The sequence below is a fragment of the Baekduia alba genome, from assembly GCF_028416635.1.
GTDB lineage: Bacteria > Actinomycetota > Thermoleophilia > Solirubrobacterales > Solirubrobacteraceae > Baekduia > Baekduia alba.
On record NZ_CP114013.1, the window covers coordinates 1591749 to 1605572 of the forward strand.

Here is a 13824-nt window from a genome sequence, read left to right on the forward strand (position 1 = left end):
CATCGCTTCCGACCTCTCCAAGGACGTCTCCGGCAACCCGCTGATGCGGGGCGTGTCGTTCAAGCTCGAGCGCCGCGACCGGCTGACCATCGCCGGACGCAACGGCGCCGGCAAGACGACGCTGCTGCGGATGCTGTCCGGGGAGACCGGGATCGACGGCGGCGAGCTGGTCCTCCAGAAGGGCGTCCGGGTGGCGCTGCACGACCAGCGGCCGCCGCGCGACCAGGACGTGACGCTGCGCGACTACGTGCTCAGCGCGTGCAAGGAGCAGCTGGCGCTGGAGGCCGAGCTCGGGCGGCTCGAGGTCAAGATGGCCGAGGGCGACGAGTCGGCCATGAACCGCTACGCCGACGTGTACGCCAAGTTCGAGGCCGCGGGCGGCTATGGCTGGCGCGAGCGCGCCGGCAACTACCTGCACGGCCTGGGCTTCGCCGACGAGGCGCTGGACCGCAAGTTGGACACCTTCTCCGGCGGTCAGTTGACGCGGGCGTCGCTGGCGCGGGCGCTGGCGGTCGAGGCCGACCTGCTGCTGCTGGACGAGCCGACCAACCACCTCGACATCGAGTCGCTGGAGTGGCTGGAGCAGACGCTCGTCACGCTGGACTGCGCGATCTGCCTGGTCGCGCACGACCGCTGGTTCCTGGAGGCCGTCGGCACCGGCGTCCTGGAGCTGGAGGCCGGGCGCTCGCGGTACTTCAAGGGCACGTGGCACGCGTGGCGCCGCGAGCAGGCCGCGCGCGAGCTCGCCCTGGGTCGCGCGATCGAGAAGCAGCAGGCGGAGATCGCGCGCATGGAGGCGTTCGTGGAGCGCTTCCGGGCGAAGGCCACGAAGGCTCGGCAGGCGCAGTCGCGCGTCAAGGCGCTGGACAAGATCGAGCGCATCGAGCGCGATCCGCGCGACACGCGGGAGCTGGGCTTCCAGTTCGCCAAGCCGGAGCGCACCGGCCGCGTGATCTTCGAGTTGGAGGACGGGCGGCTGGAGGTCGGCGAGGGCGAGCGCCGCAAGCTGCTGATCGAGGACGGCGAGATCTGGCTGGAGCGCGGCGAGCACGTGTCGCTGGTCGGGCCCAACGGCACCGGCAAGACGACGCTGATCGACGCGCTGGCGGGCGTGCGGGCGCTGGACGGCGGCAAGCTGCGCACCGGCCACAACCTCAAGGTGGGGTACTTGAGCCAGCACGACTCCGAGCTGGAGGGGCTGGGCACCGCGCGGACGGTCGCCGAGGCGGCGGTCAAGCGCACCGGGCTGACGCCCGGCAAGGCGCGCGCGTTGTTGGGGCAGTTCCTCTTCAGCGGCGAGGACGCCGAGAAGCCATTGGACGGTCTGAGCGGTGGCGAGCGCAAGCGGCTGTCGCTGGCGATCCTCCTGTCGCAGGGCGCGAACGTCCTGATCCTCGACGAGCCGACCAACCACCTCGACTTGGAGTCGCGCGAGGCGTTGGAAGACGCGCTGAAGGGCTTCGAAGGCGCGTTGCTGCTGGTGACCCACGATCGCGCGTTGTTGGAGGCGGTCGGCACGCGCACCGTCGCGCTTGAGCACCAGCGGCTGCGGTCCTACCTCGGCGGCTGGGTCGAGTACGCGCGCGTTCGTGAGGAGCGCCGTGCGCTGGGCGAGGACCCGATGGGCCCGCCGCCGAAGGCGGCCAAGGCGCCCAAGGCGAAGTCCGCCCCGGTGAAGGCGGCGCCGGCGCCGGTGGCGGCTCCGGCGCCGAAGGCCACCAACGGCTCCGGCCCATCCAAGAACGCGATCCGCCAGACCGCCAAGCTGGAGCAGGCCGTCGAAGCCGCCGAAGCCACCCTCGTCGCCCTCGAGGAGGAGCTCGCCGCCCCCGAAGCCTGGTCCTCCCAGTACGAGTCCGCGAAGAACACCGCCCGCCACACCGCCGCCAAGCGCGCCGTCGACGACGCCTACGCGGCGCTGGAAGAGCACTTGGAGAAGACGGAGGCGTAGCGCCCCGGCGTGCATCCGCCGGTGTGTCCCTCAACCCCGCCCGGGTACGCTCCAGCGCATGGCCGGGGAGCTCGATCTGGTTGCGTCCGCGCTGCGGGCTGATGCCGGGGATGTCGATGTGTTCTTCGACGTCCTGGTGGGCAAGTTGGAGCAGGTGTTGCCCGAGCAGGTGGAGATCGAGCGTGGTGGGTTCCTCGGCCGGGGCAAGCCGGAAGCGGTCACGGTCGCGCTCGGCGATCGCCTCTACCAAGCGGAGCGGGCGCGCAGGCGGGTCGTGTGCCGGCGTCGGACGGTCGTGCGCGGCATCGCGCTCAAGAGCGAGGACCTCGACGTCGGCGCTTGGATCGACGCGCTGTCGGCGGATCTCGTGGACGAGGCCGCTCGCAGCGAGCGCGCTCGCAGCGCGCTGCAGGGGCTGCTCGACGCGTGAGCGATCCGGTCGACGAGGACGCGGACGCGGTCGTCGGCATGCCGCCCGGCGCGCGGCAGCGGCTGAACCGCACCACGTTCTCCTCGGCGCTGGGCACCGGCGAGGCGCTCGCCGTCCGGCAGTCGGGCCTCGTCCCGCTCACGCAGGTCATGGGCGTGTCCTATTACAAGCTCGGCTGGCAGAACATGCCGTGGACGAACCGCGGCGGCTGGGGCTCGTCGCGCGACGGCGAGACGTTCGAGCTCGAGAACCAGACCGCGGCGTGGAACGAGGCGCGGCGGCTGGCCGTCGGACGCCTGCGCGACGAGGCGGTGGAGGCGGGCGCGGACGCGGTCGTCGGGGTCCAGATCCGGCGCGGCCTGCGCGACTGGGCGACCGACCTGGTGGAGTTCGTCGCGGTCGGGACCGCGGTGCGCTCGACGCGCGTCGACTTCGGCGGCGACGCCCCGCTGCTGTGCAGCCTGTCGGGCCAGGACGTCGCCAAGCTCGTCGCCCACGGGTTCTGGCCGGTCGGGATCGTCGGCGGCTCGACCGTCGCCTACGTCGCCTCGGGCTGGCAGCAGAGCCGGCGCTCCGGCGGCCTGTTCTCGCGCATGCAGAACCAGGAGCTGCCGGACTTCAGCAAGGGCCTCTACGACGCGCGCGCCCTGGCGATGGAGCGCGTCACGCGCGACGCGCACCGCCTCCACGCCCACGGCGTGGTCGGCGTGACGATCGAGCGCTCGCAGCGCGAGCGCGAGCGTGAGATCAACAACACCACCTACATCGACCTCATCATCTCGATGCACGTGCTCGGCACCGCGATCGTCGAGGTCGCGGACGGCCCGCCGGAGCCGCCGAGCAAGTACCTCGCCTTGCCGTTGAACTAGGACAACAGGAGCAACCCGTACACCATGGCCGACGACGACCTCCAGTCCCACGAGCAGTACGACCCCGAGAGCACCGCGGGCATCCCCGAGCACGGGCGCGAGCGGCTCGCCCGGATGCGCGACCGCAGCCTGTTCACGAGCGACCTGTCGGTCAACGAGTTCCTGCTCGTCCGCGCCGCGGGCTTCGAGCCGCTGGGCCTCGTCGTGGGCTCGTCGATCTACCACATCGGCTTCCAGGCGAGCGCGTGGAACCGCAACCAGGAGATGGACGTCCTGACGCAGGCGATGTACCACGCCCGCGAGCTCGCCATGACGCGCATGGAGGAGGAGGCCGACCAGCTCGGCGCGGACGGCATCGTCGCGGTGCGCCTGGACGTCAGCCGGCGTGAATGGGGCAACGACCTGGCGGAGTTCGTCGCGATCGGGACCGCCGTGCGCCACCGTGAGGGCAAGCTCCACCGCGCGCCGAGCGGCCGGCCGTTCACGAGCGACCTGAGCGGCCAGGACTTCTACACGTTGTTGAGTGCCGGGTACCGCCCGGTCGGCATGGTGATGGGGACGTGCGTCTACCACGTCGCCCACCAGGGGCTGGGGACCTGGCTCAAGCGGGTCGGGCGCAACGTCGAGATGCCGAACTTCACCCAGGCGCTCTACGACGCCCGCGAGCTGGCGATGGAGCGCATGCAGGCCGAGGCCGAGGCGGCGGAGGCCGAGGGGATCGTGGGCGTGCAACTCGTCGAGGGCAACCACGGCTGGTCCTCCCACGTGCTGGAGTACTTCGCGGTCGGCACCGCGGTCGTCCCGACGTCCGACATGCACGAGATCCCGGCGCCGTCGTTCGTCCTGAACCTGGACGACGCCCGGCAGTCCGGGTTCAAGGGGTTCTAGAAGCGTTCACCGCCTGTTCACGTCTGGATCACTGAGCGGTCACAGTTGATGGTCTTGGCCCGCGCCAGGATGTCGGCGTGACGATCGAGCTCGGCACTCGCCTCGGCCTCAGCGTCCATCGCGATCAGTGGCCCACGACGGCGCTGCTCGACTCCTATGAGTCGGCAGGCCTGAGCTGGGTGCAGATCCACACCCCGCCGCGCCCCATGCTGGCCGACCGGGAGCGGCGTCGCCGTCACGCTCGTGCGCTGCGCGCCGCCCTGGCTCCTCACGGCCTGCGGCTCGTTCTCCACGGCCCCGACGATCTCGTCGCCGGGACCCTCGAGCAGGACCGGGCCTTCGACGGGTTGATGGACTACGCGGCGGAGGCGGGTGCGGAGCTCGTCGTCTACCACGGCGCGGGCTTCACAGCGGCCGAGGAGCGCTCGCTGCGGCGCTTCGCCGCGCGGGCGGAGGCCCTGGACGTCGTCATCGCGGTGACGAACGTCGCGCCGATGTGGCCGTCGTCGCCGGACCCGTCGCGCGCCGGCTACGACCCGCTCGCCGTCCGGGACCTCGTCCGCCGGCTCGGCTCACCGGCGGTCGGCATGCTGCTCGACGTCGGCCACGCGCACCTGACCGCGTCGCTACGCGGCGGGAGCGCGGAGCGCGCGGTGCGCGCCGTGCTCGACGACGTCGTCCTCTTCGGCGTGCACGACAACCTTGGCGCTCGGCGCCACGACCTCGGGGCTCCCGGGGTCGACCCGCTTCGTCTCGACCTCCACCTGCCGCCCGGTGCGGGCTGCCTGCCCTGGGATCGCCTCGGCCCGCTGCTGGCCGACCACCGAGCACCGCTCATGCTCGACGTGGACCGCGCCCACGGCGTGGCGCCGGCGGCGCTGGCGGCCGGCGCCGCCGCGCTTCTGCGACGCGCGGCGGCGCTGGCCGCTCCAGCCGCGGCGGCCTGAGCCTCAGTCCTCGACCGGCACCGGCTCGTCGAAGATGTCCGCGATCGCGTCGAGCGCCTGCTGCTCGCGCTCGCTGACGGGCTTGCCGCCGATCCCGAGGAAGCTGCCCTCCTTGTGGGCGGCCGCGACGCCCTCAGCCAAGGTGTAGACGAACCGCTTGTACTCCACCAACTCGTCGTCGTGGGCGGTGCGGTCGAGGATCCGGACCGCGCGGCGCAGCTGCTCGAGCGCGGCGCTGCGGATGTCCTCGGGCGTCTTGGGGCGGGTCGCGGAGTTGAGCGTGGGCGCGGTGGAGAGCACGCTCTCCAGCAGCTCGCCGGGCTGGCGCGTGCGCGCTTCGGCGTAGCCGCGCGAGAGCGCGACGGACTCGCGGAGGTTGCCGCCCGCCTCGGCCGAGGCGACCAGCAGGCCGGCGAGGGCGGGGGCGGTGGTGATCACCGCCCAGTCCTCGGCGTTGAACGAGGCCTTGGTCGTCATGGCCTCGATGGTAGGCGGCGGCGAGTTGTGGCACCGTTCCCGACCCCATGCTCGTCATCTTCAGCCCCGACGCGACCCCTGCCCAGATCGACGCCGTCACGGAGCGGATCCTCGCGACCGGCGCCGGCGCGCAGCGCGTCGTCGGCGCGGAGCAGACCGTCATCGGCGTCATCGACGCCGACCGCGACCACATCGTCAGCCTTGAGCTGGACGCCGATCCAGGCGTCGACCGCGTCGTCCCGGTCTCCTCGCCCTACAAGCTCGCCCACCGCCACCGCCACGGCGACCGCCCGCACCCGGTCGACGTCGCCGGCGTCTCGTTCGGCGGCCCGGACGCCGACTTCCGGCTGATCCTCGGCCCGTGCGCGGTCGAGTCCGCCGACCAGACGCTCACCGCCGCCCGCGCGTGCGCCGACGCCGGCGCCGACCTCCTGCGCGGCGGCGCCTTCAAGCCGCGCACCAGCCCGTACGCGTTCCAGGGGCTGGGTGTCGAGGGCCTGAAGATCCTCGCCGACGCGCGCGCCGAGACCGGCCTGCCGGTCGTCACCGAGCTCACCGACCTGCGCGACATCGACGTGGTCGTCGAGTACGCCGACTGCATCCAGGTCGGCGCGCGCAACATGCAGCACTTCCCGCTGCTGACCGAGCTCGGCCGGGCCGGGCTGCCGGTGCTCCTCAAGCGCGGGATGGGCGCGTCGATCGACGACTTCCTGCTCGCCGCCGAGTACATCCTCACCGAGGGCAACCAGCACGTCGTCCTGTGCGAGCGCGGGATCCACGCCAAGGCGACCCCGGCTCGGTCCTGCCTGGACCTCGCCGCGGTGACGGTCCTGAAGGAGCACACGCACCTCCCGGTGATCGTCGACCCGTCCCACGCCGCCGGCCGCCGCGCGCTCGTCGAGCCGCTCGCGCTGGCCGCGGCCGCCTGCGGCGCCGACGGCCTGATCGTCGAATGCCACCCGGACCCCCGCAACGCCCGCTGCGACGGCCCCCAGGCGATCACGCTGGACTCGCTGCCGGCCTTCGCGTCGAGGGTTCGCGCCGTGGCGCAGGTCGCGCAGGGCGCGCCGGCGTAACCGCGCTTGACTTCAAGCTCACTTGAGCTTGCATCATGGTCGGCATGACCACGCAGACCACAGCCTCAGCAAGTGAGCGGATCACCGCCGAAGTCACGTCCTGGCCCGGCGTCAGCGCCGGCTTCGGCCGGCGCGGGGAGTGGGCGTTCAGGGTCGGCACGCGGGAGATCGGCCACCTGCACGGCGACCATGTGGCCCACTTCGGCTTCCCCAAGGACGTCTTCGACGAGCTCTTCGCCGCCGGCCGGATCGTCCACCATCCGGTCTTCCCCGACCGCCGCGGCCCGGGGGCGCGGCGGATCGAGGACGACGCGGACGTGGAGGACGTGATCGCGCTCCTGCGCGAGCAGTACGAGCGCGTGGCTAGCCGGCCGTCGCCCGCTGATAGCGACGGATCGCCAGCGGCACGGTGACGGCGAGGATCGCCAGCGACCAGGCGATCGCCGACACGGCCGGGTGATGCAGCGGCCAGGGCGTGTCGGCGCCGACGGCGGAGGGGTTGCCGAACAGGTCGCGCAACGCCGCGACGACCGAGCTGAGGGGGTTGTAGTCGGCGAGCGTCCGGACGAACTTGTCCATGCCCTGGGTCGGAACGTAGGAGTTGGCCAGGAACGTCAGCGGGAACAGCACCACGAGGCCGAGGCCCTGCGCGGCGTCGGGCGCCCGGACGAGCATCCCGACGAGCGTGCCGAACCACAGCATGGCCAAGGTGAACAACATGAGCACGCCAAAGCCGGCGGCCGCGTGCCACACGTCGGTGTGGATGCCCCAGCCGACGATCAGGCCGCTGCCGACCAGCACCACCAACCCGATCAGCGCGGACGCGAAGTCCGCGAGCACGCGGCCGCTCAGGACCGCCGATCGCGCCATCGGCAGAGCGCGGAACCGGTCCACGACGCCGGTGTGCAGGTCCTCGGCCATCGACGTCGCCGCGCCGATGAACGTGAAGGCCATGGTCTGGGCGAAGATCCCGGCCATCAGGAACTCCTTGTAGTCGCCGCCGCCGGGGATCGCGATCGCGCCCCCGAAGATGTAGGCGAAGAGCAACACGAACATCAACGGCTGAACGGTGACGTCGAGCAGCTTCTCGGGCACGTAGCGGACGTGCGTCAGGTTGCGCTGGGCGACGGTGAAGCCGTCGGCGACGGCCCACTTCAGCTTCGCGACCATGCGGCCGGCTTGCGAGCGCTCTGCGCGAGTCATGCCGCAACCTCCGTCAGCGAGAGGAACACGTCGTCGAGGGTCGCGCCCTCGCCGACCATGGCCTTCAACTCGGTCGGGGTGCCGCGCGCGATCACGCGGCCGTGGTCGAGGACGACGATGTCATCGCACAGCTGGTCGGCCTCTTCGAGGTACTGCGTGGTCAGCACGAGCGTCGTGCCGTCGGCGACGAGCTCGCGCAGGAGGTCCCACAGGTCGTTGCGCGACCGTGGGTCCAGGCCGGTCGTCGGCTCGTCGAGGAACAGGACCGGTGGCGCGGTCACGAGGCTCGCGGCCAGGTCCAGCCGCCGGCGCATGCCGCCGGAGTAGGTCCGGGTGAGGCGGTGCGCGGCGTCCTCGAGCCCGAAGCGCGCCAGCAGCTCGCCGGCGCGCGCCTTCGCGACGCGCCGTCCGAGGTGGTTCAGCCGGCCGATCATCTCGAGGTTGAACCGCCCGGTGAGCAGCTCGTCGACGGTGGCGTGCTGGCCGGCCAGGCCGATGCGCTCGCGGACCGCCTGGGGATCGGCGGCCACGTCGACGCCGGCGACCGTCGCGCGCCCGGCGGACGGCTTCAGCAGCGTCGTCAGCAGCTTCACGGTGGTGGTCTTGCCGGCGCCGTTGGGGCCGAGCAGCCCGAGGACGGAGCCCGCGGGGACGTCGAGGTCGACGTCGCGAAGGACCCAGGCGTCGCCGAAGCGCTTGCCCAGGCCCTCGGCGACGACGCCGGAGGGGGGAGAGGTGAGAGAGGTCATCGGTTCCATCGAGTTCGAGGTTGTTCGTACGGTGTACGTCTACCGTACGGCGTACGATGGCAGTACGCTGTACGAATGTCAAGCGACCCTCCGCGCAAGCGCCCGACCCGCCAGGAGCGTGAGGAGCAGGCGGCCGCACGCCGGCGCAAGCGCGGGCGTGGCCGCCCCGGCGAGGACCCGCAGGGCAACATGGGCGTGCCGAGCCTCGGGGTCGACGGGCCCTTCGGCCTCCTCTGGGCCGACCCGCGCGAGGTCGCGCCGGCCGGCCCCCGCCGCGGCGGTCGCGGCCGGAGCGGCGGCGGCCTGCTCACGCGCGACGAGATCGTCCGCGCCGCGCTGCAGATCGCCGCCACGGACGGGGCGGAGGCGATCTCGATGCGCCGCATCGCGTCCGAGCTCGGCGTCGGGACGATGTCGCTCTACCACCACGTCCCGACCAAGGACGACCTCCTCGACCTCATGCAGGACGTCGTGATGGGCGAGCTCGTGATCCCCGATGACGAGCTGCCGGGCAACTGGCGCGACGCCCTCGCGGCGATCAGCCGCCGCACCTACCTCGTGTATCGCCGACACCAGTGGATGGTGTCCGGCGTGTGGGAGCGGCCGCAGATGGGCCCGCGCGCGTTCGCCCACATCGAGCAGTCGCTCGGGATCTTCGCCGGGCTCGACCTCGGCGTGCAGGAGATCGGCGAGATCCTCGGCGCGGCCGACGACTACGTGATCGGGTTCGTCACGCGCCAGGTGGCGACCGAGCGCGCGCTCCGGCGCTCCGGCCTGTCCATGGAGGCCTACCAGCAGGCGCTCGAGCCCTACGTGCAGCGCCTGGTCGCGCAGGGCGACTACCCCAACCTGCGGCGCTTCGTCGCCGAGGCCGGGCAGGCGGAGGACGAGCCGCGCTTCGAGCGCGGGCTGGCCTTCATGTTGGACGGGGTCGCCGCCGCGCTGGAGCGCCGCGACCCGTCCGGCGCCTGACGGTTCACCTCCCGGTCACATCATGTTGGCCGGCCGTTCACAGAAGGCCCTGCAAACCTGAGGATTCTGCCGTGCATGACCGCGCGTACGAGCCGGGCCGACCTGCACTGCCACTCGACCGCCTCGCAGCTGTCGAAGCTCGGGGTCCAGCGCGCGCTCGGACTTCCCGAGTGCGCGACGCCGCCGCACGAGGTCCTGGAGCTCGCGCTCGCGCGCGGCATGGACTTCGTCACGATCACCGACCACGACACGATCGCCGGCGTCCTGGAGATCGCGGGCGACCCGCGCGTCTTCATCTCGGTCGAGCTGACCTGCTGGTTCCGCGAGGAGCCGCAGGCCGTCCACGTGCTGTGCCTCGGGATCACGCCCGACCAGTTCGCCGAGCTGCAGGCCATCAGCAACTGCGTGGAGTCGGTCGCCGAGCACCTGCACGACCGCGAGATCGCCTGCGCGCTCGCGCACCCGTTCTACGCGGTCGAGGCGCCGCTGACCCCGCGCCATCGCCGGCGGCTCGCGCAGCTCTTCCCAGTCTGGGAGGTCCGCAACGGCGCGCGGGCCCAGGAGCTCAACCTCCCCGCCTCCATCTACGTCGAGACGCACGGCGGCACCGGCGTCGGCGGCTCCGACGACCACGCCGGGGTCGACATCGGCCGCACGTTCACCGAGACGCCGCTCGCCGAGACGCCGTTCGCGTTCCTCCAGCACATCCGCCAGGGCCGGGCGCGCGCGGCCGGCGACCAGGGCAGCGCCGCCAAGTGGGCGCATGCCGCGATGGCGCTCGCCGTCCGCTCGCTCGACCACGACGGCGCGCGCCGGACCGAGGACGACAACCTGGATCCCGCCACCGTCCTGCGGATGGTCGAGCGCGTGATGAGCGACGGCGAGGCGCGCAGCGGCGCGATGGGCGCCGACCTCCAGCCCGCCGACGCCCGCGGGCTGCTGCGCGCCTGGCTCGACGCGGTCGACCTCGGCCACCTCGGCAGCGCCGACCTGCTCGCCGCGATGCAGGACGACGAGTTCCGCCACGCCGACCTCTTCCGCCGCGCGCGCCGCACCCACGAGCGCAAGCTCGCCCGCGTGGTCGACGAGATCGTCGCGGGCGTCGGCGCGCACGGCGCCCAGGGCCTCGCCGCGGGCGCCGCGAACCTCTTCGACGCCTGCGTCGCCGCGATCCCCTACGCGCCGGCCGCCGCCTTCCTGGGCAAGGAGAAGTCCAAGCTCACGCCGCGCGAGGACGGCGCGCCGCGGCGCGTCGCGCTGGTCGCCGACGGCGTCGGCGGGATGCACGGCGTGACGCACACGCTCGCCGAGCTGCGCCACCGCGGCGTGCCGGGCTTCGAGGTCGAGGTCGTCTCCACCGACCCGATCGCCGACCGCCGCCTCGGCGCGGTCGCCGAGGTCGAGGTTCCCTTCTACGCGGGCCTGCAGGTCGGCGTGCCGAGCCTCCCGACGATCGTCGAGGCGCTGGCCGAGGGCCGCTACGACCTCGTCCACCTCTGCTCGCCGGGCCCGGCCGGCATCGCCGCGCTGCTGACCGCGCGCGTCATGGACCTGCCGGTGCTCGGCAGCTACCACACCGAGCTGGCCGCCTACGCGGGCGTGCGCTCCGCCGACCCGATGTTGGAGGCCTTCGCCCAGGCCGCCATGTCAATGTTCTACGCCCAGTGCGAGGTCGTGCTGTCGCCGAGCGAGGCGAGCGACGCGGTGCTCGGCACGCTCGGCATCGACGCCGACCGCGTCGGCCGCTGGGACCGCGGGGTGGACGTCGACCGCTTCTCGCCCGACCGACGCAAGGACCATGCCTTCCAGGGCGAGGTCAACGTCCTGTACACGGGCCGGCTGACGCGGGAGAAGGGCGCCGACCTGCTGGCCGACGCGTTCCTCGCGGCGCGCCGCCGCGACCCGCGGCTGCACCTCGTCCTGGCCGGTGGCGGCCCCGAGGAGCACGTCCTGCGCGAGCGCCTCGGCGAGCACGCGACGTTCCTGGGCTGGTTGGAGGGCGACGCCCTGGCCGACGCCTACGCGTCCGCCGACCTCTTCCTCTTCGCCAGCCGCACCGACACCTTCGGGCAGGTGCTGCTGGAGGCGCAGGCCAGCGGCCTGCCGGTCGTCGCGGTCGCCGAGGGCGGTCCGTGCTCGATCGTCGAGGACGGCGTGACCGGCCGGCTGGTCGCGCCCGACGCGCGGGCGCTCGCCGACGCGGTCGTCGCGCTCGCCGCCGACCCGGACGCGCGCGCCCGCCTCGCCGCCGCCGCCCGGAGCGCGGTCGCGCAGCGCACCTGGGACCGAGCGCTCGAGCGCCTCGCCGCCGGCTATCGCCGCGCGCTGGACGGCGCGGCGGCTCGCGAGGTGCGCCATGCCGCCTGAGCTCGCGCTCCTCGAAGGCGGAGCGGCCGGCTCCGCGGGGCTTCGCGTCGCCCGCCCGGCGCCGCTGCGCGTGGCCGACGTCGCGCTCTTCTACGGCGAGCGCTCCGGCGGCATCCGGACCTACCTCGACGCCAAGGCCGAGCACGCGGTCCGCCACCCCGACGAGCTCGACCACCACATCCTCGTCCCCGGCGCGAAGGCGCGCCACGAGGGCGGTCGCCACGAGCTGCCCTCGCTGCGCGTCGTGGCCGCCAACGGCTACCGCGTCCCGCTCGGCGCCGGTGCGTTGAAGGAGACGCTGCGCGCGCTGAAGCCCGACGTCGTCCTGCTGCACGACCCGTTCTGGTGGCCGGTCGACGTCATCGCCTGCGCGCGCGAGATCGGCGCCCGCACGGTCGCGGTCCACCACGGGACGAGCAACCTGGAGGCCGCGTCGCTGCCCGGCCCGTCGCGCGTCTACGCCCCGCTGCTGCGGCGCTGGCTGCGGCGCTCCGGCCGGCACGTCGACGCGGTGATGAGCAACGTCGACACCATGGCGGACTTCGGGCGGCTGGCGACGATGCCGCTGCGCCTCGGCGTCCACGAGGCGTTCCGCCCGCGGCCGGAGGCCCGGCGCGGCGACCATGTGCTGTATGTCGGTCGCCTGTCGCGGGAGAAGGGCGTGCTGGAGCTCCTGGAGGCCGCCGCGCGCAGCGCGGACCCGTGGCCGCTGCGCATCGTCGGCAGCGGCCCGCTCGAGGAGACGCTCCGCACCCGCGCGCGCCGGCTCGGCCTGGCCGCGCGCATCAGCTTCCGGCCGCACGCGCGCGACCGCGTCCGGCTGGCCCACCGCTACGCGAGCGCGCGCTGCGTCGTCATGCCCGGCGAGCACGAGACGTTCGGGCTCGTCGCGCTGGAGGCCGCCGCCTGCGGCACGCCGGTCGCGGCCTGCTCGACGGCGCCCGCGGTGCACGCGATCGGCACGCTCGGCCACGGCTTCGTCCCCGCCGACCCCGACGACCTGGACCGCGCGATCGGCGAGGCCTACCACTCCGAGCACGACGCGCGGGAGGCGGCGATGATCGCCTGGCGCCACCGCTGGGACCGCGTCTTCCGCGCCGAGGCCGAGTCGCTGCGCGACCTGGTGGGCTGAGGCGATGGCCCGGCGCGGCGGCATCATCGCGGTGTCGCTGCACGACGTCGAGCCGGCGACGTTCGAGCGCTGCGCGCTGATCCGCGACTGGCTCAACGACCACGGCGTCGACCGCGTCACGCTGCTCGTCATCCCGGCGCCGGACCTGCATCCGTTCCACGACCGCCGGCCGGACATGGCGGACTGGCTGGAGGAGTGCGCGCGCGGCGGCGACGCGATCGCCCAGCACGGCTTCCAGCACCGCCAGTCGCGCCGCGTGCACGGGCCGCGCCAGCTCGTCGCGCGGCTGCAGGCCGGCGACGCCGCGGAGTTCGTCGGCCTCGACGGCGACGAGACGCGCCGCGCGGTCCTCGCCGGCCGGCGCGTGCTCAAGCTCGCCGGCATCCAGCCCCGCGGGTTCGTCGCGCCGGGCTACGCCTACACCGGGGCCCTGCGCGCGACGCTCGCGACGACGTTCGAGTGGTGGGCCGGCATCGGCCGCCTGCACCGCGCCGCCGACGACCGCACGACGACCGCGCCCGCGCTGACGCTCGGGACGAGCACGCGCTTCAAGCGCTGGACGTCGCCCGGCGTCGTGCGCGCCGGCGCGCTGCTGTCGGGCGACCTGCTGCGCCTCGACCTCCATCCGTCCGACCTCGACCACCCGCGCGGCGTCAGCGCGGTCGAGCGCGTCCTGCGCCGGGCGCACGACCGCAGCGCGGTGACCTACGACGAGCTCGCCTTGCGCTGACCGTCGAGGGGGCGTCATGCTCTGGCGCGGCCC

General features: G+C 73.4%; 13 protein-coding genes and 1 pseudogene. 11 read left to right on the plus strand and 3 right to left on the minus strand.

The window, feature by feature from the left end:
* Positions 1-43: 43 nt before the first annotated feature.
* The 5 genes from DSM104299_RS07855 (at position 44) to DSM104299_RS07875 (ending at position 5085) form a co-directional block, all read left to right on the plus strand.
* A complete protein-coding gene (locus DSM104299_RS07855) occupies positions 44-1951 on the plus strand; it encodes an ABC-F family ATP-binding cassette domain-containing protein (protein WP_432419774.1) in 1908 nt (635 codons plus the stop codon).
* Positions 1952-2009: 58 nt separating this feature from the next.
* Positions 2010-2381, plus strand: coding sequence for a hypothetical protein (locus DSM104299_RS07860; protein ID WP_272476741.1), 372 nt, complete (start codon positions 2010-2012; stop codon positions 2379-2381).
* Entirely contained in the window at positions 2378-3250 is an 873-nt protein-coding gene (locus tag DSM104299_RS07865; protein WP_272476742.1) for a heavy metal-binding domain-containing protein, read from the plus strand. The genes DSM104299_RS07860 and DSM104299_RS07865 overlap by 4 nt, the downstream gene beginning before the upstream one ends.
* Positions 3251-3274: 24 nt before the next feature.
* On the plus strand, positions 3275-4138 hold the full coding sequence (locus tag DSM104299_RS07870; RefSeq protein WP_272476743.1) for a heavy metal-binding domain-containing protein: 864 nt from the start codon (positions 3275-3277) through the stop codon (positions 4136-4138).
* A 77-nt stretch (positions 4139-4215) separates the two neighbouring features.
* Entirely contained in the window at positions 4216-5085 is an 870-nt protein-coding gene (locus DSM104299_RS07875) for a sugar phosphate isomerase/epimerase family protein (protein ID WP_272476744.1), read from the plus strand.
* 3 nt (positions 5086-5088) lie between these two features.
* Here DSM104299_RS07875 and DSM104299_RS07880 read toward each other — a convergent pair whose 3' ends face one another.
* The gene (locus tag DSM104299_RS07880; protein ID WP_272476745.1) at positions 5089-5562 is read right to left on the minus strand and encodes a hypothetical protein; all 474 of its coding nucleotides are present in this window, start codon (positions 5560-5562) and stop codon (positions 5089-5091) included.
* Between the two features lie 47 nt (positions 5563-5609).
* Between DSM104299_RS07880 and aroF the strand changes: the two genes are divergently transcribed.
* Both aroF and DSM104299_RS07890 read left to right on the plus strand, forming a co-directional pair.
* Positions 5610-6638, plus strand: a complete 1029-nt coding sequence (gene aroF, locus DSM104299_RS07885; RefSeq protein WP_272476746.1) for a 3-deoxy-7-phosphoheptulonate synthase — start codon at positions 5610-5612, stop codon at positions 6636-6638.
* Positions 6639-6682: 44 nt separating this feature from the next.
* Positions 6683-7051, plus strand: coding sequence for a luciferase domain-containing protein (locus DSM104299_RS07890; RefSeq protein ID WP_272476747.1), 369 nt, complete (start codon positions 6683-6685; stop codon positions 7049-7051).
* On the opposite strand, the gene DSM104299_RS07895 is transcribed toward DSM104299_RS07890, so the two are convergent.
* Both DSM104299_RS07895 and DSM104299_RS07900 read right to left on the minus strand, forming a co-directional pair.
* The gene (locus tag DSM104299_RS07895; protein ID WP_272476748.1) at positions 7002-7841 is read right to left on the minus strand and encodes an ABC transporter permease; all 840 of its coding nucleotides are present in this window, start codon (positions 7839-7841) and stop codon (positions 7002-7004) included. The two genes, DSM104299_RS07890 and DSM104299_RS07895, sit on opposite strands and share 50 nt — an antisense overlap.
* A 50-nt stretch (positions 7842-7891) precedes the next feature.
* Positions 7892-8599, minus strand: a pseudogene (locus tag DSM104299_RS07900) (ABC transporter ATP-binding protein); the annotation flags it as partial.
* 66 nt (positions 8600-8665) lie between these two features.
* Here DSM104299_RS07900 and DSM104299_RS07905 point away from each other — a divergent pair.
* The 4 genes from DSM104299_RS07905 (at position 8666) to DSM104299_RS07920 (ending at position 13791) form a co-directional block, all read left to right on the plus strand.
* On the plus strand, positions 8666-9562 hold the full coding sequence (locus tag DSM104299_RS07905) for a TetR/AcrR family transcriptional regulator (RefSeq protein WP_272476750.1): 897 nt from the start codon (positions 8666-8668) through the stop codon (positions 9560-9562).
* 75 nt (positions 9563-9637) lie between these two features.
* On the plus strand, positions 9638-11929 hold the full coding sequence (locus DSM104299_RS07910) for a glycosyltransferase (protein WP_272476751.1): 2292 nt from the start codon (positions 9638-9640) through the stop codon (positions 11927-11929).
* A complete protein-coding gene (locus DSM104299_RS07915) occupies positions 11919-13061 on the plus strand; it encodes a glycosyltransferase (RefSeq protein WP_272476752.1) in 1143 nt (380 codons plus the stop codon). Before DSM104299_RS07910 ends, DSM104299_RS07915 begins: the two co-directional genes overlap by 11 nt.
* 4 nt (positions 13062-13065) lie before the next feature.
* Positions 13066-13791: a DUF2334 domain-containing protein gene (locus DSM104299_RS07920; RefSeq protein ID WP_272476753.1), complete on the plus strand. Its 726-nt coding sequence runs from the start codon at positions 13066-13068 to the stop codon at positions 13789-13791.
* The last annotated feature ends 33 nt before the right edge of the window (positions 13792-13824 follow it).

Coding starts and splice junctions, on each gene's coding strand:
- DSM104299_RS07855 (WP_432419774.1), top strand. CDS start 44: ATGCGGGGCGTGTCGTTCAAGCTCGAGCGCCGCGACCGGCTGACCATC.
- DSM104299_RS07860 (WP_272476741.1), top strand. CDS start 2,010: ATGGCCGGGGAGCTCGATCTGGTTGCGTCCGCGCTGCGGGCTGATGCC.
- DSM104299_RS07870 (WP_272476743.1), top strand. CDS start 3,275: ATGGCCGACGACGACCTCCAGTCCCACGAGCAGTACGACCCCGAGAGC.
- DSM104299_RS07880 (WP_272476745.1), bottom strand. CDS start 5,562: ATGACGACCAAGGCCTCGTTCAACGCCGAGGACTGGGCGGTGATCACC.
- aroF (WP_272476746.1), top strand. CDS start 5,610: ATGCTCGTCATCTTCAGCCCCGACGCGACCCCTGCCCAGATCGACGCC.
- DSM104299_RS07890 (WP_272476747.1), top strand. CDS start 6,683: ATGACCACGCAGACCACAGCCTCAGCAAGTGAGCGGATCACCGCCGAA.
- DSM104299_RS07895 (WP_272476748.1), bottom strand. CDS start 7,841: ATGACTCGCGCAGAGCGCTCGCAAGCCGGCCGCATGGTCGCGAAGCTG.
- DSM104299_RS07905 (WP_272476750.1), top strand. CDS start 8,666: ATGTCAAGCGACCCTCCGCGCAAGCGCCCGACCCGCCAGGAGCGTGAG.
- DSM104299_RS07910 (WP_272476751.1), top strand. CDS start 9,638: ATGACCGCGCGTACGAGCCGGGCCGACCTGCACTGCCACTCGACCGCC.
- DSM104299_RS07915 (WP_272476752.1), top strand. CDS start 11,919: ATGCCGCCTGAGCTCGCGCTCCTCGAAGGCGGAGCGGCCGGCTCCGCG.
- DSM104299_RS07920 (WP_272476753.1), top strand. CDS start 13,066: ATGGCCCGGCGCGGCGGCATCATCGCGGTGTCGCTGCACGACGTCGAG.